General features: G+C 67.0%; 23 protein-coding genes. 12 read left to right on the top strand and 11 right to left on the bottom strand.

Annotation, left to right across the window (positions count from 1 at the left end):
• Window positions 1–20: 20 nt before the first annotated feature.
• The 6 genes from LVY72_RS17765 to LVY72_RS17790 all read right to left on the bottom strand — a co-directional run bounded on the left by LVY72_RS17765 (window position 21) and on the right by LVY72_RS17790 (window position 4,626).
• The gene (locus LVY72_RS17765; RefSeq protein ID WP_237823698.1) at window positions 21–542 is read right to left on the bottom strand and encodes a 2'-5' RNA ligase family protein; all 522 of its coding nucleotides are present in this window, start codon (window positions 540–542) and stop codon (window positions 21–23) included.
• Between the two features lie 9 nt (window positions 543–551).
• A complete protein-coding gene (locus LVY72_RS17770) occupies window positions 552–1,418 on the bottom strand; it encodes an NAD(P)H-hydrate dehydratase (RefSeq protein WP_237823701.1) in 867 nt (288 codons plus the stop codon).
• Window positions 1,402–2,133, bottom strand: coding sequence for a histidine phosphatase family protein (locus tag LVY72_RS17775; protein ID WP_237823704.1), 732 nt, complete (start codon window positions 2,131–2,133; stop codon window positions 1,402–1,404). Before LVY72_RS17775 ends, LVY72_RS17770 begins: the two co-directional genes overlap by 17 nt.
• Before the next feature lie 334 nt (window positions 2,134–2,467).
• The gene (locus LVY72_RS17780; RefSeq protein ID WP_237823707.1) at window positions 2,468–3,193 is read right to left on the bottom strand and encodes a DUF72 domain-containing protein; all 726 of its coding nucleotides are present in this window, start codon (window positions 3,191–3,193) and stop codon (window positions 2,468–2,470) included.
• A 19-nt stretch (window positions 3,194–3,212) separates the two neighbouring features.
• Complete coding sequence (locus LVY72_RS17785; protein ID WP_237823710.1) at window positions 3,213–3,509, bottom strand: DUF4193 domain-containing protein; 297 nt, start codon at window positions 3,507–3,509, stop codon at window positions 3,213–3,215.
• A gap of 169 nt (window positions 3,510–3,678) precedes the next feature.
• Window positions 3,679–4,626 (bottom strand): hypothetical protein, encoded by a 948-nt coding sequence (locus LVY72_RS17790; RefSeq protein WP_237823713.1) that lies wholly within the window; start codon window positions 4,624–4,626, stop codon window positions 3,679–3,681.
• A 388-nt stretch (window positions 4,627–5,014) separates the two neighbouring features.
• On the opposite strand from LVY72_RS17790, the gene LVY72_RS17795 reads away from it, so the two are divergent.
• Window positions 5,015–5,620 (top strand): DnaJ family domain-containing protein, encoded by a 606-nt coding sequence (locus LVY72_RS17795; RefSeq protein ID WP_237823716.1) that lies wholly within the window; start codon window positions 5,015–5,017, stop codon window positions 5,618–5,620.
• Between the two features lie 136 nt (window positions 5,621–5,756).
• A complete protein-coding gene (locus tag LVY72_RS17800) occupies window positions 5,757–8,585 on the top strand; it encodes an aconitate hydratase (protein ID WP_237823719.1) in 2,829 nt (942 codons plus the stop codon).
• A gap of 39 nt (window positions 8,586–8,624) precedes the next feature.
• Here LVY72_RS17800 and LVY72_RS17805 read toward each other — a convergent pair whose 3' ends face one another.
• From LVY72_RS17805 to LVY72_RS17810, 3 genes are read right to left on the bottom strand one after another with little or no spacing between them, the layout of a single operon-like run.
• Complete coding sequence (locus LVY72_RS17805; protein WP_308190842.1) at window positions 8,625–9,644, bottom strand: NAD(P)-binding domain-containing protein; 1,020 nt, start codon at window positions 9,642–9,644, stop codon at window positions 8,625–8,627.
• Between the two features lie 24 nt (window positions 9,645–9,668).
• Window positions 9,669–9,896, bottom strand: a complete 228-nt coding sequence (locus LVY72_RS24780) for an FAD-dependent monooxygenase (RefSeq protein WP_308190843.1) — start codon at window positions 9,894–9,896, stop codon at window positions 9,669–9,671.
• 47 nt (window positions 9,897–9,943) lie between these two features.
• A complete protein-coding gene (locus tag LVY72_RS17810) occupies window positions 9,944–11,479 on the bottom strand; it encodes a PucR family transcriptional regulator (protein WP_237823722.1) in 1,536 nt (511 codons plus the stop codon).
• A gap of 119 nt (window positions 11,480–11,598) precedes the next feature.
• Between LVY72_RS17810 and LVY72_RS17815 the strand changes: the two genes are divergently transcribed.
• Genes LVY72_RS17815 through LVY72_RS17835 form a run of 5 tightly spaced genes read left to right on the top strand, consistent with a single transcriptional unit; the run spans window position 11,599 to window position 15,843 of the window.
• A complete protein-coding gene (locus LVY72_RS17815) occupies window positions 11,599–12,366 on the top strand; it encodes a 5-oxoprolinase subunit PxpA (RefSeq protein ID WP_237823725.1) in 768 nt (255 codons plus the stop codon).
• A gap of 13 nt (window positions 12,367–12,379) precedes the next feature.
• Window positions 12,380–12,619: an acetyl-CoA carboxylase gene (locus LVY72_RS17820; protein ID WP_237823728.1), complete on the top strand. Its 240-nt coding sequence runs from the start codon at window positions 12,380–12,382 to the stop codon at window positions 12,617–12,619.
• Window positions 12,616–13,977 carry an acetyl-CoA carboxylase biotin carboxylase subunit gene (locus LVY72_RS17825; RefSeq protein WP_308190844.1) on the top strand — a complete coding sequence of 454 codons (1,362 nt, stop codon included), beginning with the start codon at window positions 12,616–12,618 and terminating at the stop codon, window positions 13,975–13,977. The genes LVY72_RS17820 and LVY72_RS17825 overlap by 4 nt, the downstream gene beginning before the upstream one ends.
• The gene (locus LVY72_RS17830; RefSeq protein WP_237823731.1) at window positions 13,974–14,873 is read left to right on the top strand and encodes a 5-oxoprolinase subunit B family protein; all 900 of its coding nucleotides are present in this window, start codon (window positions 13,974–13,976) and stop codon (window positions 14,871–14,873) included. The genes LVY72_RS17825 and LVY72_RS17830 overlap by 4 nt, the downstream gene beginning before the upstream one ends.
• Entirely contained in the window at window positions 14,863–15,843 is a 981-nt protein-coding gene (locus tag LVY72_RS17835; protein WP_237823735.1) for a 5-oxoprolinase subunit C family protein, read from the top strand. Before LVY72_RS17830 ends, LVY72_RS17835 begins: the two co-directional genes overlap by 11 nt.
• A gap of 17 nt (window positions 15,844–15,860) precedes the next feature.
• Here the strand turns inward: LVY72_RS17835 and LVY72_RS17840 are convergent, their stop codons facing one another.
• Complete coding sequence (locus LVY72_RS17840; RefSeq protein ID WP_237823738.1) at window positions 15,861–16,883, bottom strand: LacI family DNA-binding transcriptional regulator; 1,023 nt, start codon at window positions 16,881–16,883, stop codon at window positions 15,861–15,863.
• Window positions 16,884–17,114: 231 nt separating this feature from the next.
• Here LVY72_RS17840 and LVY72_RS17845 point away from each other — a divergent pair, with 231 nt between their 5' ends.
• Genes LVY72_RS17845 through LVY72_RS17865 form a run of 5 tightly spaced genes read left to right on the top strand, consistent with a single transcriptional unit; the run spans window position 17,115 to window position 21,955 of the window.
• Window positions 17,115–18,140 (top strand): asparaginase, encoded by a 1,026-nt coding sequence (locus LVY72_RS17845; RefSeq protein ID WP_237823754.1) that lies wholly within the window; start codon window positions 17,115–17,117, stop codon window positions 18,138–18,140.
• Between the two features lie 48 nt (window positions 18,141–18,188).
• Complete coding sequence (locus LVY72_RS17850) at window positions 18,189–19,079, top strand: polysaccharide deacetylase family protein (protein ID WP_237823767.1); 891 nt, start codon at window positions 18,189–18,191, stop codon at window positions 19,077–19,079.
• On the top strand, window positions 19,076–20,479 hold the full coding sequence (locus tag LVY72_RS17855; protein WP_237823784.1) for an MFS transporter: 1,404 nt from the start codon (window positions 19,076–19,078) through the stop codon (window positions 20,477–20,479). The genes LVY72_RS17850 and LVY72_RS17855 overlap by 4 nt, the downstream gene beginning before the upstream one ends.
• Window positions 20,472–21,233, top strand: a complete 762-nt coding sequence (locus LVY72_RS17860; protein WP_237823787.1) for an SDR family NAD(P)-dependent oxidoreductase — start codon at window positions 20,472–20,474, stop codon at window positions 21,231–21,233. Before LVY72_RS17855 ends, LVY72_RS17860 begins: the two co-directional genes overlap by 8 nt.
• Window positions 21,233–21,955, top strand: coding sequence for an SDR family NAD(P)-dependent oxidoreductase (locus LVY72_RS17865; protein WP_237823790.1), 723 nt, complete (start codon window positions 21,233–21,235; stop codon window positions 21,953–21,955). The genes LVY72_RS17860 and LVY72_RS17865 overlap by 1 nt, the downstream gene beginning before the upstream one ends.
• 47 nt (window positions 21,956–22,002) lie before the next feature.
• Here the strand turns inward: LVY72_RS17865 and trxB are convergent, their stop codons facing one another.
• Window positions 22,003–22,977, bottom strand: a complete 975-nt coding sequence (trxB, locus tag LVY72_RS17870; protein ID WP_237823809.1) for a thioredoxin-disulfide reductase — start codon at window positions 22,975–22,977, stop codon at window positions 22,003–22,005.
• Between the last annotated feature and the right edge of the window lie 31 nt (window positions 22,978–23,008).

Genomic DNA, 23,008 nt, shown 5'->3' on the forward strand with positions numbered 1-23,008 from the left:
CGCGATCCACCCCCCCGGGGTCACGGTCCCGGCAGCCGCTGCTGCAGTTTCCGGCTGCTGTCCCAGCGGCGCAGGGCCGCGGCTTCGGCGGTGCACCGGCCGGCATCCAGCAGTTTTACTGCCTCGGCCAGTTGGGACCGGGACAGCCCGCGGGCGAGGGTGAGGTGCGGCAGCCAGCCGCCGGGAAGCGATGTCGGCAACAGTTCCACGGAACCGCTGAGCAGTTCGTACACAGTGCGCTGGAACGTCGCGAGCGCGGGGCTGCAGAGCACGTGGCGGGCCAGTACCAGGCCGCGCCGGCCGGTGAAGACCAACAGCCCCTCGGAGACCAGGGCCAGCGGCAGGGCAGCGGCCGCTGCCCCGGCCAGTGCCTCGTCGGTTCCGCCGTCAATGTCGGGGGCGGACAGCAAAGTGACATGGGGGGCATTCGACGGCGACCGGTGATCGGCCAGGCTGGGCAGTCCGGCCCGCTGCAGCCGGTGCCAGTCTGCCAGCACCCGCTGTTCCCCGTCCCGGTCCAGGAGGAGCTCGACGCTGTCCACCGCATCCCGTCAGGCGGTGAGCTCCGCCAGCACCTGGGGCACCGCGTCCAGCAGCTCCCGGGCCAGGAAGCTCAGCGGGCCGATGGCCGAAGCCAGACGGTCCCCGGCGGTGGCATGCAGGTAGGTGCCCCAACAGGCCGCCTGTGCGGGTGCGGCCTTCCGGGCCAGGAACCCGCCGACGGCTCCGGCCAGCACATCGCCGCTGCCGGACGTGCCCAACCCGGCGTTGCCGGCAGGGACCTCCCACAAGCCGCCGCCGGGGTCGGCAATGACGCCCTGCCCGGTCACCACCGCCCGGTATTTCCGGGCGACCCGAGGTATGGCTGCGGCCATGTCCACGTCATCCTGCCCAAGCAGCCGGGCGGCCTCGACGGCATTGGGCGTCAGGACCAGGCGTCCGTCCCACTGTTGGTACACATCCGCCAGATCCACCAGCACACCTAAGGCATAGGCGTCGAGGACAACCGTGCACTCCCGGGGGAGCAAGGGGGCCAGGCCGGTGAGCAGCGCCGCGGTTTCCGCGGCGTCGTCCAGCCCTGGTCCCACCACCACGACGTCGGCCGCGGCGGCATCCGCCGCCAACACCTTGGCGGCATCGCCGCGGACCGAGCCGGCGGCGTTCTCCGGCAGTCCGACCACCCCACTTTCCGGCACCGCGACGGCCGTGGCCACCGCTGCGGATTCGGCAACCGCCAGCGTGAGCCGGCCGGCACCCGTCCGCAGCGCGGCCAGCCCGGTGAGCATCGCCGCCCCGGGCGTCCTGCGGGACCCTCCGACCACCAGCACGGTGCCGCGGTCATCCTTGCCGGCTGCCTCGGTGGACAGCTGCCAGCCGCGCAGCAGCGCCGGTGTGACCGGTTCAGCGTGGGTGGACATTGGTGTCTCCGGCGTGTCGGGTGACCGGAACTCCGCCGGCCTCAAGATGCGCTACGTCGTCGAAGACGGCGAGGGTCCAGTGGCCTTTACCGGAAGGCCGGACCAGGCGGGTGACCGATCCGTTCCGCACCACCGAGGCGGCAGCCAGGTCCAGCAGCGTCTCCTCGCGCAGGCTTTCGCACACAAAGCGCAGGAGCCAAATGACGGCATCGTGGCAGACCAGCGCCACGCGCCTGCCGTCCTCGACCCGGTCCAGGTCCGCCAGCAGCGAGCGCAGCCGCAGCACGACGTCGGCCCAGGATTCGCCGCCCGGCGGCCGATAATAGAACTTGCCCAGCCACCGGCGCCGGCGGGCCTCCAGTGGATAACGGACCTCGACGCCGAGGGCGGTGAGCGTGTCCAGGATGCCCAGCTCGCGGTCGCGCAGCCGTTCGTCGATCCGCAGCCCGGACGGTCCCCACCCGGCGATTTCCGCCGTCTGCCGTGCCCGCAGGTAGGGGGAGCACCAGATCGATTCCGGCCGCTCGCCGTCCGAGGCCTCCTTCAACCACCGCCCGAGGGCCGTGGCCTGCCTGCGGCCGGTATCGCTCAGCGGCACGTCCGCGTCGCGGTGCTTGACGTCTATCACTTCCAGCCCGGCCGCCTGGGCGGCCGACGCTGCGGCATTGCCTTCGCTTTCACCGTGGCGGATCAGGATGAGTTCGACGGCGCCCATGGACTGCCTTTCGGTGCCTTGCCCGCAGCGGTGGACGGGCGGATGGACATGGCTTGCTCACCCAATAGTAAGCACGCTTGGTTTTGCGTGTCCTGATCCGCGCCGCCTAAGTTCCGGGCCGGCGTCATGCCGGGCTTCCCGCCGGGGTTGCATTCGGGACACTCTTGGCCCGCGCCGGTAAATCCTTGATAACGGCCCTTGGCTCGCGCCTGCGCGGATGGCACACTCGTATTACTTGCCGGTCATGGTCCATGCGACCACGCACCGGCAAGGCCATGTTTGGGGTGGGTGGGGGCGTTCACGAGAGCAGGGCCGCGGCGGGCCGAACCTGGCCTTATGACAGGATGGACCGGAGCGTATCTGCGTTGCGGACCGCGTTCCCGCCGCCGTCGTTGTTGAAATAGACGTAGACGTCCTTGCCTGCGCTCTGCCATTCCCGGATCCGGTCGGCCCACCAGCGCAGGTCCTGGTGGGAGTATGAACCGCCGTAGAGGTGCTCATGGTCAGGCCCGTGCATCCTGACGTAGGCGAAGCCGGCGGTGGCCCGGAGCACGCAGGGCAGCCCGGCGCCGCTCATGACGCAGTAGGCCGCCTGGTGATGTTCGAGGAGGGTATAAACGGCCTCGTGATGCCAGCTGGGGTGCCGGAACTCGACCGCTACCTGGATCCATGCCGGCAGCAGGCCCAGGAAATAGTCCAGGCGGGCATCGTCGCGTTCCATCCCCGGAGGCAGTTGGACCAGCAGGACTGCCCGTTTGTCACCGAGCTCATGCCAGGACCGCGCAATCCGGTCGATCCAGATTTCCGGGGCGTACAGCTTTTTCGCATGTGTCAATCCCCGTGGCGCCTTGACCGAGAAAAGGAAGCCTTCCGGCAGCCGGCGGCGCCAGCCGGCAAAGACAGTCTCGCGCGGCCAGTGGTAGAAACTCGCGTTCAGTTCGACCGTGCCGAACCGCCGACAGTAGTAGTCGAGCCGGGCACGGGTGGCGGTCCCGCCGGGGTAGAGGACGTGGTCCCAGTGGTCATAGCTCCACCCCGACGTGCCGATATGGATGCCCAATTCCAGACTCTGCCAGCTGTCAGCCTTCGCAGTCCCGGCAGTATTTGGCGCCGTCCTTTTCGCGGGCGACCTGGGACTGGTGGCGGACCAGGAAACAGGATGCGCAGGTGAATTCGTCCTGCTGCGGCGGGACGATCTGGACGATCAGTTCCTCGCCGGAGAGGTCGGCGCCGGGCAGGTCGATGCCTTCGGCGGTATCGGCGTCCTCGACGTCGATCAGTGCTGTCCTGCCGTGCTGCTGCGACTTCAGTGCCTTGAGCGATTCGTGTCCCTGGTCTTCGTCCTTGGTGCGGGGAGCGTCGTAATCGGTGGCCATCGGTGGGTCTCAAACTCCTGCGGGGTTGTGCCGGACGGTCTGTCAACGTCCGATCCTAGCGTTCGCCGCCTGCCCCGTGCTTCGCAAGCTCAGCCCGGGGCCCCTGGGCAGCTCTCTTGCCCAACACACTCCGGCAGCGGGATATTCCGGACTGCCCGGACGGCGTGTCCTAGCCTCGCTCGGCGAACGGCGGAACGTGGTGTTCGGGGCTGAACGGCTTGAACCAGTCCTCGAACTTCATCGACGGTGCGCCTTCCGGACTGGCCCCGGGGTCGTTCTCGAAGCCGTCCATCGCCGGGTCGAAGAGCATCATCGAATCGGCGAGCCTGAGGAACGACTCCTCCAGCATGGCCAGCCAGTCCGGCGGCAGTTCGGCATCCAGCTCCAGTTCCTCGGCCAGGAACTCGGCATCGGCGAGCAGGCACCGCACCGCCAGTTCCTGGGCCACGCAGGAGGGCTCCTTCCAGCCGGCGGCCAAGTTCATCGACAGGTCGGTGCATACAGCCAGGAAGCGGGCTGCGAAACGCGCGTCATAGTGGTGGGCGAATTGCGGAGGCAGGTTGCTGATCACATACGTATCGTCGACGTCGGCCGCCGTCGGAGCCCGGCCGCGCAGCAGGTCGATGTCGTTGAATAGCTCGTCCGTCATGGCGGCGGCGGCGTGCCAGAGCAGACCTGCCAGCATCTGGGCGCGGTGGCGAGAGAGCTGGCGCTCCGCCTCCGGAGCCGAACCGTCATAGCCAAGCATTTCCAGGCCCAGGCCCCGGACCCGGTCGGACGCCTGGATCAGGGCGGCCGACGGGTCATCGCCGATGCCGGTGTCAGCCGGTTCCCGTCCCACGGATCCGGTGCCCGGTAGGCCCGGATCCGGGGTGGCGTGCCCTTCGGTCGGTTCCACCTTGCCCCGCAGCAGCCTGACGCCCGGTACTTCGTCGGCAATCCGCAGCGGGTCCACCGAGATGGCCAGTGCGCCGAAAAGGTTGGCCGAGGCCATGGCCATGTGCTCCGCCGTCTGAGCCTTGGCGACCGCATAGTCCTGCATGGCCTCTGCGTCGGTGATGTCCAGGTCGATGGTGATGTGCAGGGATGCTTTGACGGGCTGGTCCGGGCTTTGCATCTGCCCAGCCTACCGTTCGCTGCCTTCCCCATACGCTTCGCGCATGGGGACCCCTGGCAGCTCTCTGGCCGAGGGGCCCGCCCCGAGCTGGCGAGGGGTGGGAGGCGGGGAGGCGCTACCGTTCGCAGCTAGTGCCGAGGGTCCCGCTGCGAGCTTGCGAGCAGCGGGAAGGCACGACGCGCTTCCCCATTCGCTTCGCGCACGGGGACCCCGGGCAGATCTCTGGCCGAGGGGCCCGCCCCGAGCTGGGGCGGGAGGCGGGGAGGCGCGGCAACGAGCGTAACTGGCTGGCGACGCCGGAGGTGGTCTCGCCGTCGTCGGCCAGCGTGTCATTGCCGCCTGCACCATGGGCTGGGAAAATTGGTGGGCGAGGATCACAGTTCCGGACATGCTGAAGGAGGCGCCGGCGGTGGCGGACGGCAGGGCATCGGATGAGTACGGGCGCCGGCTTGAGCGCGCCGCGGAACTGCGCGCCTTCGGGACGCCCCGGGGTGCCGGGGCAGAGGACGAGGAGACGCGCGAAAAGCGCAGGAAGATCGACAGTGCGGCACGGGCCGACTATCTGGTCCGGGACGCGATGGCGCGCGGGCAGTTCGACAATCTGAAGTACGCCGGCAAACCGATCCCCGGGCTGGGGGAGCGGTACGATCCCGACTGGTGGATCAAGGGGCTGATCCAGCGGGAAAACCTCACCGGCATCGGTCCGGAGGCCATCCTGCTGCGCAAGGACGACGCCGAACTCGATGACCTGCTGGACACCCTGTACACGGAAAAGCAGGTTCGGGAGACGGTCGAGGATTTCAATGCCCGGGTAATCGATGCACGCCGGCAACTCCTCGGTGGTCCGCCGGTGGTGACCAAAACGCGCGATGTGGATGGGGAAGCGGCACGCTGGCAGGAACGCCGTGCGGCCCGGGCTGCCGCGGTGCCGGCGGATCCGGAACCGGAACCCCGCCGGCCGTGGTGGCGCCGGCTGTGGGGCGGAACCGGATAGCAGGCCCGGTGCCGTCGTCCGGTGCTGCTGGGGCCGGACCCCGCCTAAGATCCGCGCGGGCATATACAACGGCAGCCGGAGCCAATAGCGTAGTCATACAACCCCCCCCCCCGCAGTTTCCGAAGGGAATTCAGCGATGACTGCTGTGGATACGTTCCATTCACGAAGCACCCTTGAGGTTGGCGGATCCAGTTTCGGCATCTTCCGCCTCGACGCCGTGGAGGGCGCCGACAAGCTCCCCTATAGTCTCAAGGTCCTGCTGGAGAACCTGCTGCGGACCGAAGACGGTGCGAACATCACCGCGGACCACGTCCGCGCCCTGGCCGGCTGGGACCCGGACGCGGAGCCGAGTGTTGAAATCCAGTTCACCCCGGCCCGCGTGATCATGCAGGACTTCACCGGCGTTCCCTGCGTGGTGGACCTGGCGACCATGCGCGAGGCACTGTCGGACCTTGGCGGCGACCCGAAGCGCGTGAACCCGCTGGCGCCGGCCGAACTGGTCATCGACCACTCGGTGCAGATCGACGTCTTCGGCAACGCCGGCGCCTTGGAACGGAACATCGAGATCGAGTACCAGCGTAACGGCGAGCGGTACCAGTTCCTGCGCTGGGGCCAGACCGCGTTCGACGACTTCAAGGTGGTGCCGCCCGGAATGGGCATCGTGCACCAGGTCAACCTTGAGTACCTGGCCCGCACCGTGATGACCCGGGCAGCAGACGGCAACGGCCAGGTCCTGGCCTACCCGGATACCTGCGTGGGTACCGACTCGCACACCACCATGGTCAACGGCCTGGGCGTGCTCGGCTGGGGCGTGGGCGGCATCGAGGCCGAGGCCGCCATGCTGGGCCAGCCGGTGTCCATGCTGATCCCGCGCGTGGTCGGCTTCAAGCTCACCGGCGAGATTCCCGCCGGCGCGACCGCCACCGACGTGGTGCTGACCATCACCGAGATGCTGCGCGAGCACGGCGTGGTGGGCAAATTCGTGGAGTTCTACGGCCAGGGGGTCGCTGCCGTGCCGCTGGCCAACCGCGCCACCATCGGCAACATGAGCCCGGAGTTCGGCTCCACCGCCGCGATCTTCCCGATCGACGACGTGACCCTGGAGTACCTGCGGCTGACCGGGCGCCCGGAGCAGGACGTGGCGCTGGTTGAGGCCTACACCAAGGAGCAGGGGCTCTGGCATGACCCGGCCAAGGAAGTGAAGTACTCGGAGTACCTGGAGCTGGACCTGTCCACCGTGGTTCCCTCGATCGCCGGCCCGAAGCGTCCGCAGGACCGGATCGAGCTGACCGACGCCAAGGCACAGTTCCATCAGGACCTGCAGCACTATGTGCACAAGAGCGTCGAAGCGGAGGGACCCTCCGTGGACGAGGCAGAGGAAGAATCGTTCCCGGCTTCGGACCCGCCCACCTACACGGACGCTGGCAGCAAGATCAAGAACCCGCCGCATCTGACGGTGAAGCGGACCGATCCGGATTCCGGCGGCGCCCATCATCCGGTAGAGGTGACGATGCCTGACGGCCGTAACTTCCTGCTGGACCACGGTTCAGTGAGCATCGCGTCCATCACTTCCTGCACCAACACCTCCAACCCCTCGGTGATGCTGGCTGCCGCGGTGCTGGCCCGCAACGCGGTAAACAAGGGACTCAGTTCCAAGCCGTGGGTCAAGACCTCGGTAGCCCCGGGCTCGAAGGTGGTCACGGACTACTACGACAAGTCCGGCCTGACCCCGTACCTGGAGAAGCTGGGTTTCTATCTGGTGGGTTACGGCTGCACCACCTGCATCGGCAACTCCGGCCCGCTCGAGGAGGAGATCTCCCGGACCATCAGCGACAATGACCTGGCTGTCTCCGCGGTGCTCTCGGGCAACCGCAACTTCGAGGGCCGGATCAACCCGGACGTGAAGATGAACTACCTGGCCTCCCCGCCGCTGGTCATCGCCTACGCCCTGGCCGGCACCATGGACTTCGACTTCGAGGATGAGCCGCTGGGCCAGGACTCCGAGGGCAACGACGTGTTCCTGCGCGACATCTGGCCCGATCCGCTGGAGGTGCAGCGGATTATCGACTCTTCGATCGACAAGGACATGTTCACTTCCAGCTATCGGACGATTTTCGACGGCGACGAGCGCTGGCGTTCCCTGCCCACACCGCAGGGCGACACCTTCGACTGGGACCCGCAGTCCACCTACGTGCGCAAGCCGCCGTACTTCGAGGGCATGGCTGCCCAGCCCGACCCGGTTACGGATGTTGCAGGCGCACGGGTGCTGCTGAAATTGGGCGATTCGGTCACCACCGACCACATCAGCCCGGCCGGTTCCTTCAAGTCCGACACCCCGGCGGGCCGCTACCTGCTGGAGCACGGCGTGGAGCGCAAGGACTTCAACTCCTACGGCTCGCGCCGCGGCAACCACGAGGTGATGATCCGCGGCACGTTCGCGAATATCCGAATCAAGAACCAGCTGCTGGACGGCGTGGAGGGCGGCTTCACCCGCGACTTCACCCAGACCGGCGGCCCGCAGGCGTACATCTACGACGCGGCGATGAACTACCAGGCCGCCGGCACCCCGCTGGTGGTGCTGGCCGGCAAGGAGTACGGTTCGGGGTCCTCGCGCGACTGGGCCGCCAAGGGCACCGCGCTGCTGGGCGTCAAGGCCGTCATTGCCGAGAGCTTCGAGCGGATCCACCGCTCGAACCTGATCGGCATGGGCGTGCTGCCGCTGCAGTTCCCACCGGGTCAAAGCGCTTCGTCGCTGGGCCTGACCGGAACCGAAACCTTCGCCATTGAAGGGATTACGGAACTGAACAGCGGCGGCACCCCGCAGACGGTCAGGGTCACGGCAACGGCGGAGGACGGCTCCACCACGAGCTTCGACGCCGTGGTGCGCATCGACACCCCGGGCGAGGCCGACTACTACCGCCACGGAGGCATCCTGCAGTACGTGCTGCGCCAGTTGCACGGCTGATCCCGTGGGCGGCGGTCGCTGGCCGCGCAGCATCGGGCGCTACGGCGTCCCGCGGCCGGCAATCTGCGCAGCGATGTAGGCGGCATCGCGGCCGACGCCGGCCAGCAGCGGCGAGGCGTGGGCGGTCAGCCAGGGCAGCCCGACGGCGTACAGTCCCGGGTGCTCGACGGCGCCCCGCCGGTGCCGCGGATAGCCCCAGTCGTCGAGCACCGGCAGGTCCAGCCAGCCGAAGTCCAGCCGGTAGCCGGTGGCCCAGATGATGGAGCTGATGCCTGCCGCAGCCAGATCCAGCCGCGGTTCGGCTGCCGGGACGAAACGGCCATGGCCCGGCCGGTCGTCTGCCGGGGCGGCAATTCCCGCCGTGCTGATAAACGCATCGATGACCGGCTGCAGGCGTGCTCCGAACGCCGCCTCGATACCCGCGAGGCGGTCCGGGACGTCGTCGCTGAAGACGAGCACGCCGTCGTCGGTTCCCTCGAAATGGCCATGCAGCCGGACACCTTGGCGGGCGAGCGAGCGCAGGCAGATGTCATGGCCGCCGTGGCGGCCGGACACCAGGGGGTTGCAGGCAAAGCGGCCGGCCGGGGGAGGCTGCGGGAGCCAAACGCCAACCTCCGGGCCCCGCAGGCTGAGCTGGATGATCCAGTAGACCGTGTCCCGGCCGCGGTAGCGGCGCGGAGCCTCCGGACAGGACGAGATGGCCAGATGGACCTCGCGGCCGGCCTCGAGCAGGTCCTCGGTGATCTGCCCGCCGGACTGCCCGCTGCCGATCACCAGCACCGCCCCGCCCGGCAGCAGGCCCGGACTGCGGTAGGCATCGGCGTGTATCTGCCGGACGGTGCCGGGCATCCCGGCTGCCGCCGGCGGCAGGTACGGCTTCGGATAGGCGCCCGACGCCAGTACTAGGTGGCGGGCCCGGTACGGGCCGCGGCTGGTGTCCACCAGGAAGCCGCCGTCCGTGCCGGCGCGGACACTGGTGGCTTCCGTGCTGGTCTGGACGGGGGCCGCCGTTTCCTTGGCGTAGCGGCGCAGGTAGGCCACCACCTCATCGCGCGGCATGAAACCCTCCGGATCCGGTCCGGTCTACGGCATGCCCGGGAGCAGGATGCCGTAGTTCGGGCTGTTCAGGCAGAAACTATCCCAGCGGTCCTGCCAGACACCGCCCAAGCTGCCGCGGCGTTCCAAAACAAGATGTTCGACGCCGTAGCGCGTGAGCCAGTAGCTGGTGGCCAGCCCGGCCTGGCCGCCGCCGATGACCAGCGTGTCGACGTCGGTCCCGTTTCCGGCCGTGCCCGAGAATTTTCCGCCCATGACTGCCCCGAAACCTGAACTGCGTCCGGATCGTTTCCTAGGCAAGGCTATACCCCGGAGCGGGCCTCAGAGGGGGCGGAAAGAGTGGCCGGCTGTTCCTGGCTTTCGCGGATCCGCAGCGCCAGCAGGCAGGTGGTTTGTCCTTCCAAGGTGTCCAAGCTCAGGGCGAGCAGCGACTCGAGTTTCCGCAGCCGCTGGGCGAGCGTGTTCCGATGGATGAAGAGTTTTCGGCAGGCCCGGGACGGCTGGCAGTCGTTTTCCAGGTAGGCCGTGAGGGTCTGTAGCAGATGTGCCGAATGTTTGTCGTCATAGGCCAGAACCGGTGCGAGCAGCTTGTGCGCACCGGTGCGTGCGCCGTGGCCGGCGGCCGCGGCAAGGAGGGATCCGATGCTCAGCTCGGCGGCAACCACGGGCCCGGACACCTTGTGTACCCGTTCGGCCGCGTCGTAAAGGCCCAGGCGCAATTCGTCCACGCTTCCGCACGGACCCTTCAGGACAACGGCCTGGTGCGGGACCAGAGCCCGCAGCCGTGCCGACAGCACGGTCTCCAGCCGTTCCACGCTGTCGGGACCATCGCCGGCAGGCCGCTGTGCCAGTGCAAAGGCGACATCGCCGTAGATCATCATCCGAAGCACATCGAAGGCTTCCTGAAGCATTAGCCGGATCTTCCAGACACTGGTGGTATCACCTGCCGCCAGGGCCGCTATGGCATAGGTTGGCTGGTCAGGGTCCAGCCCCGTTGAGCGGAATGTTCGGGTGAACTCCTGCAACGCAACACCTTCCCAGTCGGCGACCTGTGCCAGCAGCGCCCGGAACTGGGGCTGCTTGTGGGAGGTGCTCTGGAGCGCACTTCTGAGCTGGACTGCCATGATGGACGCGGCCGGGGCGAGCAGGGTGGTCAAAGGCTCGTCCCGGACACCCCCGCGGACCACCAATTGGAACGAGTCGCCGCCCATCGGCAGGGGCACGCCGCGTTCGTCTTCGTCGTCCACGGCGGCCCGGCGAAGGTCTTCGCCCGCCCAGCGGGACGATGCGGGCCAGCAGGCAATGACGGCCCCACCGCCGTCGATGATCGCGGCCGGGCCGCCTACTGTCTTCGAGACTTCGGCCAGCATGGTGCGCACCGAAGAGCCGGCGGCGGCGTACCGAGAGCAAGTTTCGGCCAGTTCCCAGGACCGTGTCCGGGCCGCATAGCGTTCAGCTTGGAGCACATTGGTCACGTGCCGATGGACCTGCAGGAAGGAAACAGCACGCGGTATTTCCAGCAACGGAACATCGAGGGCTGTCGCAGCCTTCACCAGCCCGCCGGGCAGCAGCCTGTGGGCCGTACCGGTACCGAAGGCAATGGCGGAGACCGGAATGCTGGCAAGCCGCTCGACGTAGGCATGCCAGGTCAGGTCATCATCGATGTTCATGCCGATGCCGTTTGTCAGCAGCAGGACATTCCTGCTCAGCAGGGGTGTGGGGTCCATGACCTCCGTCGGCGCGCACCAGCTGATCCTGCGCTCAAGCCGGCGGCGGGAGGACGGCGTGTGAAGACGCAGTTGCAGGGCGTCCTCGGCGAGCAAATCGGCCACGATCATGGAGATTCCTTTTTTCGGGCTCAGCTCCCAGAGTATGTGCAAACTGCGGGAATGGGCAGCACAGTTATGGGCAGATGCCCACTTCCGTGCGCGTAGCCGGAGCTCCTAAGGTGGGTGCCATGTCCCAACCTGTGGCTGCGAGCGGACAGCTGACGCTCAATTCGGACCTGGGGGAATCCCTGGGTCTCCATTCCTTCGGTAACGATCTGGATCTGATGGGGATCATTGACGTTGCCAATGTTGCCTGCGGCTTCCATGCAGGCGATCCCGATACGATGGCGGCCACCGTGGAGTTGGCCGCCGAACGGGGCGTGAAGATTGGTGCGCATCCCGGACTGCCCGACCTGGTCGGATTCGGCCGGCGTGAAATGAAGCTCACCGCAGCGGAAGTGGAAAACCTGCTCCTGTACCAGGTCGGCGCGCTCGCAGCGTTCCTGCGCAAGGCAGATCTCGAACTCAACCACCTCAAGCCCCACGGCTCGCTTTACGGGATGTTGGCCCGCGACCCGGAACTCATGGAAGCCGCAGCCAAGGTGGCGGCGTCGTACGGCGTGCCGTTCTACGGGCTGGCAGGAACCGAACATGAGAAGGTCTGCGGCCGGCTGGGTGTTCCCTTCGTTGGGGAGCTGTACGTGGACCTGAACTACGGTGCTGCCGGCCAGCTGCTGATCCAGCGCCGGCCGGAACCTACCGATCCGGCGGCCGCCGCTGAACGGGTCCGCCGTGTACTCGCCGAAGGTGTGGTCGAAGCGGTGGACGGGACGCTGCTCAACATCAGTTTTGAAAGTGTCTGCGTGCATTCGGATGCTCCGAATGCCGTGGACGTAGCGGCAGCGGTGCGAGAAGCGCTGTCGGCAAACGGCTCTGCCGCTCCCACCACCTCCTGAAAGGGGTTCCACTGTGGCCGATATCCTCTCCCCGCTGCCCGGAATCTTCTACCGCAAGCCCGGCCCGGACAAGGAGCCTTACGTCAACGAAGGCGACCATGTCGACGTCGGCCAGACTGTCGGCGTCGTGGAAGTGATGAAGCAGTTTAGCGAGGTCCGCAGTGATGTCGCCGGCACCATCGACCGTTTCCACATTGAGGATTCCGGCACAGTGAACCCCGGAGATGTCATCGTAACGGTCAGCGAGGCGTGACGGTGGAGCGGCTGTTCATTGCCAACCGGGGCGAGATAGCGGTCCGCGTCATCCGCTCGGCCCGGGAACTGGGCATCCGCACCGTGGTGGCGGTGAGCGAGCCGGACGAGAAGTCCCATGCGGCGCAGCTGGCCGACGAGTACAGGCTCGTCGGCCCGGCCCCGGCCACCAGGAGTTATCTGGACCAGTCCGCGGTCCTTGCCGCTGCCCTGGACAGCGGGTGCGACGCCGTTCACCCCGGATATGGCTTCCTGTCCGAGAATGCAGCATTCGCCGCCGCTGTCATCGAGGCCGGTCTGACCTGGGTAGGTCCTTCTCCCGAAGCTATCGAGCTTATGGGGGACAAGGCCCGTGCGCGGGATGCAGCCCGCCAGGCGGGGGTGCCGATCCTGCGGGGGAGCGAGGGTGCCGTTGGGCACGGCGAGGACCTCATTGCCGAAGGCCGGGTGATCGGATACCCCCTGGTGGTCAAGGCCTCGGCCGGCGGCGGCGGCCGAGGCATCCGGCTGGTCACAGCCGAGGAAGACTTGGTCGCAACCGTCGAGGTTGCCCAGGCGGAGGCGAGGGCGGCCTTCGGCAGCGCCGATGTGTACCTTGAGCGCTTCCTGGGTCGGGCCAGGCATGTGGAGGTGCAGGTACTGGGCGATGGCCAGGACGCCATCCATTTGGGCGACCGTGACTGTTCGATGCAGCGGCGCCAACAGAAAATCCTGGAGGAAGCGCCCGCCCCGGCCTTGCCCGACGCCGTCCGGCAACGGATCCGCGACTCCTCGGTGGAACTGGCCCGCGCGTGCCATTACCGGGGACTGGGTACGGTCGAATTCCTCTACGATCCCGAAACGCACGAGGCCGCGTTCATTGAGATGAATACCCGCCTGCAGGTCGAACACCCGGTGACCGAGATGATTACCGGCCTGGACCTGGTGCGCGAACAATTGCTCGTGGCCGGCGAGGGGAAACTGCCCCTGGCCCAGGACGAGGTCCGGTTCCGGGGCCATGCCTTCGAATTCCGTCTCAACGCCGAAGACCCCTCGAGCGGCTTCATGCCCAGTCCCGGCACTTTGGAACGATTGGACTGGCCGGGTGGGCCAGGCGTACGCATCGACTCCGGGTTCGTGGCAGGATCGGTCATCGCCCCGTTCTACGACTCGTTGCTGGCCAAACTCATCGTCTGGGACGCCAGCAGGACCGAAGCGATCGCCAGATCCGTGCGGGCGTTGGGCGAGGTGGACGTGGAAGGGGTCAAGACCACTCTGCCCCTGCTCCAGGCGTTGATCCAGCGTCCCGAACTGCGGGACGTGGAACATCATTCGAAATTCCTGGAGACGACCCCGGAACTGCTCGGAGGTGCGGCATGACGGCTGCAGCCGCCGGGACCACCGCCCGGTATACGTGGGGCGGGGACGAGTTCCTCTTCGTCGAAATCGACGAGGCCATGAGTCTGGCCGCCAACTTCAGGGCCAATGCGATGGCGTCGCTGCTCGACCTGGACAAAATTGACGGCATCACCGACATCTGCCCGGCCAACGCCTCGCTGTTGATTCGGTTCGATCCGGATGTGCTTGCCCCCGGCGAGCTGGAAGAGAGGGTGCGGCGAATCGAGGAGACGGTGGCCCGGACCGCCCATCCCACTTTGGATACCCGCGTGGTGGAAATACCTGTCTGGTACAACGATCCGTACACCAATGAGACGGCGGCCCGGTTCCGGGCCAACCATCAGCGCCCGGAGGGCACGGACCTTGAGTTCGCCGCCCAGGAAAACGGCCTTTCCTCGGTCGACGAGTTCATCAAGCGGCACTACGGCTCCCCCTGGCTGGTGTCGATGGTCGGCTTCGTCGCCGGCCTGCCCTTCATGTTCCAGATAGTTCCGCAGGAGCAACAGCTGGAAGTGCCGAAATACCTCAGTCCCCGGACCGACACCCCGGCCCTGACAGTTGGGCACGGCGGCTGCTTCGCCTGTATCTACTCGGTCCGGGGTGCAGGCGGCTACCAGATGTTCGGCATCGCCGCGGCGCCGATTTTCGATCCGGCCCAGTCGCTGCCGGATTTCAAGGAATTCATGGTCTTTTTCCGGCCGGGTGACATCGTCAAATTCCGGCCCGTGGATGAGGCTGAATATCGGAAGATCCAGGACGAAGTCGAAGCAGGCACTTTCAGGTACCGGCAGGCGCCGGTGCAGTTCGATCTGCAGCGGGCCCTGGAGGACCCGGCAGGTTATAACCGGGAAATATTGGAGCGGCTCAATGGCATTTGAAATCCTTGAACCCGGTTTGGCGACGACGGTCCAGGACCGCGGGCGCTTCGGCTACTACAACGTCGGCATCCCGCAGGGCGGCGCCATGGATGGGCTGTCTGCGGAGATGGCCAACGCGCTGGCCGGAAACACCCCCGCCGAGGCGGTGCTCGAGTGCACCTACATGGGTCCCAGGTTCCGAACGGACAGGGATACGGTCATTGCTGTCACGGGCGCGCCGGTGGACGTCAAAGTCAATGGCGGGACGCGCGGGCAGTGGTCGCGCCTGGAACTGGCAGCCGGTGACGAGGTCGCCTTCGGCATCCTGCAGGGAGGGACGCGCTTCTACATTGGCGTCCGCGGCGGCATCGACGTGCCCGTGGTGTTGGGCAGCCGCTCCACCTACGGCCTCGGGAGCATCGGTGGTTTCGACGGCCGGCCGCTCCGCGCCGGCGACCTGGTCCCCGTCGGGGACAGTGCCGGCCCGTCCGGGGGCCGGGAGCCGCTGCAGGAGATCGATCCCGGACTCCGTCCGCGCTTCGAGAAGGAAGTCACCGTCCGGGTGATGCCCGGGCTGTACGATCACCGGCTGACGGCACGGGGCATGGAAACGCTTCTCAACTCCATCTGGACCCTCACGCCCGTGGCCGACCGCACCGGCCTGCGCTATTCGGGGCCGGAGGTGGAATGGCAGCCCCGGCAGCAGCCCTTCGGCGCCGGGTCGGATCCTTCGAACATTGTGGACGCAGGCTACGCCGTCGGGTCCATCCAAATTCCCGGCGGCAAGGAGCCGATCGTCCTGCACCGCGATGCGGTTTCCGGCGGAGGCTACGCCATGGTGGCCACTGTTATCAGTGCCGATATGGATCTGCTGGCACGCAGCGCACCCGGCACCAAGACGCGCTTTACCCCGGTGGGCATGGAAGAGGCACTGGCGGCGCGGGCCGAACAGCGGTCCCTGCGTGCCAGGTTGTGGGGCGCCGGAGCCTGACTCCCGGCACCGGCTCGTCAACCACTGCTCTCGCGCACCTGGAGGTCCGGCTTCAGCCTGACCGAATCCGTGGATTCACGGTTGAGCACTTTGCGGAGCAACTGCACGGCGGCCTTGCCGATTTCCAGCATCGGTGAGCGCACCGATGACAGCGGGATGGGCAGTTGGGCGGCTATGGGTGTGTCGTTGAATCCAACCACCGCAATATCCTGGCCCACGGTCAGTCCGCGGGAACGCAATGCACCCATTGCACCGATCGCGGCAAAGTCGTTCACGGCGAAGACGGCCGTGGGCATCACGCGGGCGGTCTGCAGGATGGTTTCGACCGCCTGGCTGCCGCCGGCAGTATCGAACCCGGACCACACCACCGCACCCGGCTCGATGTCACCGCCGAGCCCGCGCCAGCGATTGACGAAGCCCGATGTGCGGTCCACCCCAGTGCTGGCGTACGCCTCTCCGGCGGCGACGGCGACCTGGCGGTGCCCCTTCTCCCACAGATGGTCTGCGACGAGTTCGCCGCCGAGGATGTCGTCACAGGTGGCGGATGGGAAGCCGTCGAGCCTGCGGTTCATCAGGACGAACGGGATCCCGCGGCGGTCCAGTTCCGGCATCAGGGTGCCGTCCAGATGCGCGTCGCCGAAGATCAGCCCGTCCACCCTGCGTGCCAGCATGATCTCGGTCTTGCGGCGTTGTTCGCCCGGATCGTCGCGCGAGTTCATGACGAACGCCGAGTAGTTAAGCTCGGCCGCGGCTTCCTCGACTCCCTCGTACATCATGGCCAGGACCAGGTCCGAGAGCCGGGGCACAATCGCTCCCAGCAGGCTCGTGCGCCCGGTCCGTAGACCCGCAGCCTGCGGGTGCGGGTAATACTCCAGTTTCCGGGCCAGCTCCCTGACTCTTCGGGCCGTCTCTGCGGATGCCGCCCCCCGGGCAACCTCGGCCTCGGAATGCAGGACCCGGGAGACCGTTGAGGGGTGTATGCCCAGCTGGCTTGCCAGGTCCTTGATCGTCACGGGACGCCGACGGCTGCTCTCGTTCACGGACGCCTCCTGCATGGTCCCCATGCATTTGCTCGGCACGTTCGGTCCGGCGGTCAGATGTCCGCCGAACATCATGATGTTGACGTGACTTGGACCACATCGTAGAGTGATGCCACCTTACCCAATCGATTGGGCGGGGGAAAGAGGGCCGGACGGCTCGTAGGGGAACTCCATAGGCCGCGGAACGGTATTCGTTCCGTGCACCGCTGTTAAGCCGTATTGGGAGCATCCATGATCCCTCAGGACACCAGCGACCCCCATGTGGTGCTGCTGGCAACAGGAGGAACCATTGCATCCCGGTCCCGTCCCGAGGCCGGGGGAGCCGCCATTGCCGCGGACACAGGGGAGCAATTGCTGGGAAGCCTTGGTGCATCGTCTTCCTGCCCCGTGCGGGTGGTCGATGTCCTCCGCAAAGGTTCCTACCTGCTCGGTTTCGACGAGATGGCGCAAATCTGTTCATCCATCCGTGCGGTGCTGAGGAATCCGGCCGTCCTCGGGGTAGTGGTCACGCACGGCACGGACACCATGGAGGAAACCGCGTTCCTCGCGGAGTTGACCCACGACGACCCGCGCCCGGTGGTCTTTACCGGGGCCCAGAAGGCCGCAGATTCCGGCTCGCCGGACGGGCCGGAGAATCTTGCACAGGCGGTGGCGGTGGCCGCTTCGCCGCAGGCCCGCGGCCGGGGCGTGCTGCTGTCTTTCGCCGGACGCATCTTCCCCGCCCGCGGCGTGCAGAAGGCACAGACCTTGGACCTGGACGCGTTCGCGAACCCCGACGTCGGCGCCGTCGGCTGGGTGACGGCTGGCGGCAGCGTGCATCTGGGGCATGTGCCGCCGCGGCCTGCACCGATCCCGCTGCCCCCTGTGGCTGCGGGTACCGGGGTGCGGGTGGACGTCGTCGCCTCCTATCCGGGGGCGGACGACGTCCTGCTGCGGGCGGCGCTGGAAGCAGGGGCTGCAGGAATCGTGCTGCAGGCCACCGGTAGCGGCAATGCCAACCGGGTGCTGTGTTCGGCGGTCGGCGAGGCGACCGCGGCCGGAGTCGTCGTCGTGACCAGCACCCGCGTGCACGCCGGCCCGGTGGTGCCGATCTACGGCGACGGCGGCGGCAAGGATCTACTCGCCGCCGGGGCCATTCCGTCAGGCATCCTGCGTCCGTCCCAGACATTGGTCCTGCTCAGCCTCCTGCTCCGGCTTGATGCCCCGCGGCCTCAAATCGCCGGGCACTTTGCCCGGTACGGACAGCCGCTCCCATAGGGCAGTCAGCCATGTTCCCGTTCAACTATCGATGAGGAAGGTCAGCTCATGGCAAAGGATATTCAGGTCGCCTTCGGTGTGGACGTTGATGCGGTTGCCGGCATGCTCGGTTCCTACGGCGGCCAGGATTCCCCGTGCGATATCTCGCGCGGGCTCTTCGCCGGCGAGGTCGGCGCTCCGCGCCTGCTGCGGCTCTTCGAAAAGTACGGGCTGCCCTCGACGTGGTTCATTCCGGGGCACTCGATAGAGACCTTTCCCGACCTGGCCCAGATGGTGGCCGGCGCCGGGCACGAGATCGGGGTCCACGGCTATTCGCACGAGAACCCGATTGCGATGACCCGGGAACAGGAGACGGCCATCCTTGACCGCTGCATCGAACTGATCGAAAAGGTGTCCGGAAACCGGCCCACCGGCTACGTTGCACCGTGGTGGGAGTTCTCTCCCGTCACCAACGAGATCCTGCTTGAACGCGGGATCAAGTACGACCATTCCCTGATGCACCGCGATTTCGAGCCGTACTACGTGCGGGTTGGCGACAGCTGGACCAAGATCAACTACGACGAGCCGGCCGAAACCTGGATGGAGCCGCTGGTGCGCGGCGAGGAGACGGACCTCGTCGAAATCCCGGCCAACTGGTACCTGGACGACCTGCCCCCGATGCTCTTCATCAAGGCATCCCCGAACTCACACGGATTCGTCAATCCCCGCGACATCGAACAAATGTGGCGGGACCAGTTCGACTGGGTCTACCGGGAAATGGACCAGGCCGCCTTCACCATGACCATCCATCCGGATGTCTCCGGCCGCCCCCAGGTGCTGCTCATGCTCGAGCGGCTCATCGAACACATCAATTCGCACGACGGCGTCAGCTGGCTGACCTTCGACCAGATCGCCGACTCCTTCATCAGCCGCGTTCCCCGAAAGGAACCAGCATCATGAGCGCACATGAACCCGGCATTGATCTGACGCCCCCGGCACCCGACGAAGAACGGCGCTTTCCCGCCTTCTCCAAAAAACACACAAGTATCGCCACCGTTCTTGCCCTGCTGGCCTGGACCATCGCGGTCTTCGATTTCGGTCTTTTTGGCACGCTGCTGCCGGCCATGCAGGAAGACTTCGGCTGGACGGCCCCGGAGGCCTATGCCATCAACACGTGGATCGCGGTGGGTACTGCCATCGTCTGCTTCGGCATCGGCCCGGTGATTGACCGGCTCGGCCGGCGCAAAGGCATGATGACCACGATCGGCGGCACCGCCGTCGTCTCGGGGCTCACCGCGCTGATCCCGGCCGGGCTGGGCTTCATCAGCAACGGGCTGCTGGTCTTCATCCGCTCCTTCGGTGGCCTCGGCTTCTCGGAACAGGCGGTCAACGCGACCTACATGAACGAGGTCTACGCCGTCACGGTGGTGGCCGAGAAGCGCAAGCGCCCGGGCTTCCATTACTCCTTTATCCAGGGCGGCTGGCCGCTGGGCTTCCTGCTCGCCAGCGCACTGGCCCTGGCATTTCTGCCCTTGCTCGGCTGGCGGGCCCTGTATGTGATGGCCTGCGTCCCAGCCATAGTCATCGTCTGGCTGATCTACCGGATGCTGAAGGAAACGCCGCAGTTCGAGCTTCATCACAAGCTCACGGAGCTGGAGAAGCACGGCCGCAGCGACGATGCCCATGCCCTCGCCCACGCCTACGGGGTCGAGCATTCCTCCACTGCACCGCTGAAGCGGATCTGGGAACCCCATCTGCGCCGTAACACCATCGTGTTGTCGCTGGCCTGGATCCTGAACTTCTTCGGTATCGCCATCTTCAGCATCCTGGGAAGCTCAGTGCTGCTCAATGCCAAAGGCGTGGAACTGACCGCCGCCTTCTGGTTCCTGATCGTCATCAACGCGCTGGCCTACTTCGGCTACGTCTTCCACGGCTGGCTCGGCGACATCATCGGCCGGAAACGGACCATTATCGGCGGGTGGATCATTTCGGGCATCTGCTTCGGCATCATGCTCAGCCCGCTGGCTTCCAACTCGTTGACTATCATTCTCACCTACGGTGCGGGCCTGTTCTTCCTGGTCGGCCCGTACGCGGCCATCCAGTACTTCATGGCCGAATGCTACCCCGTCAGCTGCCGGGCAACGGGCACCGCATTCATCGGTGCCATGAGCCAGCCGGGAACCATCATCGGCGGAGCCTTGTTCACCGCTGTGGCGGCCGGATCCGGAACAGGCCCGGCGGCCCTGTGGATCGGAGCATTGGGCACCCTGCTCTCCGGTGTGTTGATGATCGCCGCCAAGCCGCCCATTGAGGCCCTGCTGGAGGATCCCCACAAGTTGCCGGATGAGTCCAATGTCTGAGCAGACAGCCATCATCACCGGCGCCGCCAGCGGCATTGGCCGGGCACTCGCCGTCCATTACGCCCGGCAGGGCGTGCACTGCGTCATTGGCACGTTTCCGGGAGACCCGCACGATCCGGAGGAAACCTTGCGGCTGGTGACCGAGGCCGGCGGCGCGGCGGTCATCCACGAGGTGGATGTGCGCAGCACGGCCTCGGTCGATGACTTCGCCAACCGGGCCGTGCAGGAGTACGGGCGGCTGGATTACGCCGTCGCCAATGCAGGCATCCTCCGCAATGCGGCGCTGGCCGAACTGTCCGACGAGCGCTGGAGCGATATGCTCGACGTCGACCTGACCGGCGTGCTGCGCACGCTGCGGGCCGGTGCCGCGAAGATGACCGAGGGCGGGGCCATGGTCGCCGTGTCCTCGATCGCCGGCGGAGTCTATGGCTGGGAGGAGCACGCCCACTACGCAGCAGCGAAGGCGGGGGTGCTCGGCCTCATCCGCAGCGTGGCCGTGGAGCTGGGCCCACGCGGAATCCGCGCCAATGCCGTGATCCCGGGACTGATCGAAACGCCCCAGTCACTGGACCCGGTCAATTCCCTGGGCCCGGAGGGATTGGAGCGGGCCGGCAAGGACATCCCGTGGGGGCGAGTCGGCCGCCCGGAGGAAGTCGCCAGCGTGATCGGCTTCCTGACCTCCGACGACGCCCGTTACGTCACCGGCCAGGCGCTGATCGTCGACGGCGGGCTCACGGTCAAGATGCGTGCCTGATGAGCGCGCCCGCTGCCTTTGACCCAGCAACCGGCCGCGCCGTCGTCGTTACCGGCGGCGCCAGCGGGATCGGGCTGGCCATTGCCGAGGCCTTCCGGGCCAACGGAGACCGGGTGGCGGTTCTGGACCGTGCCGGCGGCGACGGCATCATTCCGGTGGACGTGGCCGACGAGGCAAGCGTCCGCGAGGCCTTTGCCGCCGCACGGGAGCGGCTCGGTCCGGTCCACGTCCTGGTAAACAGCGCGGGACTGCTCACCGAGTCGCCCCTGGAAGAGATGACGCTGGCGATGTGGAACGAAACGATCGGTGTTGACCTGACGGGCGTGTTCCTCTGTTGCCGCGAGGTCGTGGGTCCGATGCGTGAACAGAGGTGGGGCCGGATCATCAATATTGCCTCGCAGTTGGCGATCAAGGGTGGCAACGGGCTCAGCCACTACAGTGCGGCCAAGGCCGGTGTCATCGGGCTCACGAAGGCGCTGGCCCTGGAGATGGCGCCGCATAACGTCCTGGCCAACAGCATCGCTCCGGGGCCGATCGCCACGCCCCTGGTGGACGGAATCTCCGAGGACTGGAAGGCCGCCAAACGGGCCGAACTGCCGCTTGGGCGGTTCGGCACACCGGCCGAGGTGGCACCGGCCGCCATTCTGCTGGCCAGTGATCCGGGGGGGAACCTCTTCGTCGGCCAGACCCTCGGCCCCAACTCCGGGGATGTTATGCCCTGAGCCCGGCGAGAACGGCCGCGCTCGCAGCCTGGGAAGGCTGTCCGTCCTCAGCCGTGGGTGTCCTCCTCGACCAGGGCGGTGGCGATGCTGTCCGAGTCTGCCAGGGCAGCCAGGTAGCGTTCGGCGTCCAGGGCCGCGGCGCAGCCGGTGCCGGCGGCCGTGATGGCCTGGCGGTAGCGGTGGTCCACGGCGTCGCCGCAGGCGAACACGCCGCGGATACTGGTCACGGTGGTGGGGGAGTCCACCCTGATGTAGCCCGCGTCGTCGAGATCCACCTGTCCGGCGACCAGTTCGGTCCGCGGCACGTGCCCGATGGCCACGAAAATGCCCGAGGCCTCCAGCCGCCGCGTCTCGCCGGTGACCGTATCGGTCAGCGTCACGCCGCTGACCTTGCCGTCGCCGTGGATGGCGGTCACGGCGCTGTTCCACGCAAACCGGATCTTTTCGTTGTCGCGGGCGCGCTGGGCCATGATCTTCGAGGCCCGCAGCGTGTCCCGGCGGACGACGACGGTGACGGATTTGCCGAACCGGGTCAGGAACAGTGCCTCCTCCATGGCCGAGTCCCCGCCGCCGACCACGATGATGTCCTGGTCGCGGAAGAAGAAGCCGTCACAGGTGGCGCACCAGGACACCCCGTGGCCGGAGTACTGCTTCTCCTCCGGCAGGCCAAGCTCCTTGTAGGCGGAACCGGTGGCCAGGATGACTGCCGGTGACCGGAAGGTGTTCCCGCCCAAGGTGACCACCCTCTTTAGATGGCCTTTCAGCTCCACCGATGCCACGTCGTCGTACTCCACGACGGCGCCGAACCTTTCGGCCTGCCGACGCAGGTTCTCCATCAGGTCCGGGCCCTGGATACCCTCGGGAAAGCCGGGGAAGTTCTCCACCTCGGTGGTGTTCATCAGGGCCCCGCCGGCGGTCACGGCACCGGCCAGGACCAGCGGCTCCAGGCCGGCACGGGCCGCATAGATGGCGGCGGTGTAGCCGGCGGGGCCGGAACCGATGATGATCAGCTGCTCTGGCATGGTCAGCACCTTAGGCAGCTGCGGCCGGATG

Source organism: Arthrobacter hankyongi (assembly GCF_022012395.1).
In the GTDB taxonomy this organism is placed as follows: Bacteria; Actinomycetota; Actinomycetes; order Actinomycetales; family Micrococcaceae; genus Crystallibacter; species Crystallibacter hankyongi.

Bases quoted from the DNA above. Each gene is read 5' to 3' on its own strand.
- LVY72_RS17805 (WP_308190842.1), bottom strand. From the start codon at position 9,644: ATGCCGCGCGATGAGGTGGTGGCCTACCTGCGCCGCTACGCCAAGGAA.
- LVY72_RS17865 (WP_237823790.1), top strand. From the start codon at position 21,233: ATGAGCGCGCCCGCTGCCTTTGACCCAGCAACCGGCCGCGCCGTCGTC.
- LVY72_RS17770 (WP_237823701.1), bottom strand. From the start codon at position 1,418: ATGTCCACCCACGCTGAACCGGTCACACCGGCGCTGCTGCGCGGCTGG.
- LVY72_RS17855 (WP_237823784.1), top strand. From the start codon at position 19,076: ATGAGCGCACATGAACCCGGCATTGATCTGACGCCCCCGGCACCCGAC.
- LVY72_RS17775 (WP_237823704.1), bottom strand. From the start codon at position 2,133: ATGGGCGCCGTCGAACTCATCCTGATCCGCCACGGTGAAAGCGAAGGC.
- LVY72_RS17800 (WP_237823719.1), top strand. From the start codon at position 5,757: ATGACTGCTGTGGATACGTTCCATTCACGAAGCACCCTTGAGGTTGGC.
- LVY72_RS17810 (WP_237823722.1), bottom strand. From the start codon at position 11,479: ATGATCGTGGCCGATTTGCTCGCCGAGGACGCCCTGCAACTGCGTCTT.
- LVY72_RS17790 (WP_237823713.1), bottom strand. From the start codon at position 4,626: ATGCAAAGCCCGGACCAGCCCGTCAAAGCATCCCTGCACATCACCATC.
- LVY72_RS17785 (WP_237823710.1), bottom strand. From the start codon at position 3,509: ATGGCCACCGATTACGACGCTCCCCGCACCAAGGACGAAGACCAGGGA.
- LVY72_RS17835 (WP_237823735.1), top strand. From the start codon at position 14,863: ATGGCATTTGAAATCCTTGAACCCGGTTTGGCGACGACGGTCCAGGAC.
- LVY72_RS24780 (WP_308190843.1), bottom strand. From the start codon at position 9,896: ATGGGCGGAAAATTCTCGGGCACGGCCGGAAACGGGACCGACGTCGAC.
- LVY72_RS17815 (WP_237823725.1), top strand. From the start codon at position 11,599: ATGTCCCAACCTGTGGCTGCGAGCGGACAGCTGACGCTCAATTCGGAC.
- trxB (WP_237823809.1), bottom strand. From the start codon at position 22,977: ATGCCAGAGCAGCTGATCATCATCGGTTCCGGCCCCGCCGGCTACACC.
- LVY72_RS17845 (WP_237823754.1), top strand. From the start codon at position 17,115: ATGATCCCTCAGGACACCAGCGACCCCCATGTGGTGCTGCTGGCAACA.
- LVY72_RS17795 (WP_237823716.1), top strand. From the start codon at position 5,015: ATGCTGAAGGAGGCGCCGGCGGTGGCGGACGGCAGGGCATCGGATGAG.
- LVY72_RS17860 (WP_237823787.1), top strand. From the start codon at position 20,472: ATGTCTGAGCAGACAGCCATCATCACCGGCGCCGCCAGCGGCATTGGC.
- LVY72_RS17850 (WP_237823767.1), top strand. From the start codon at position 18,189: ATGGCAAAGGATATTCAGGTCGCCTTCGGTGTGGACGTTGATGCGGTT.
- LVY72_RS17830 (WP_237823731.1), top strand. From the start codon at position 13,974: ATGACGGCTGCAGCCGCCGGGACCACCGCCCGGTATACGTGGGGCGGG.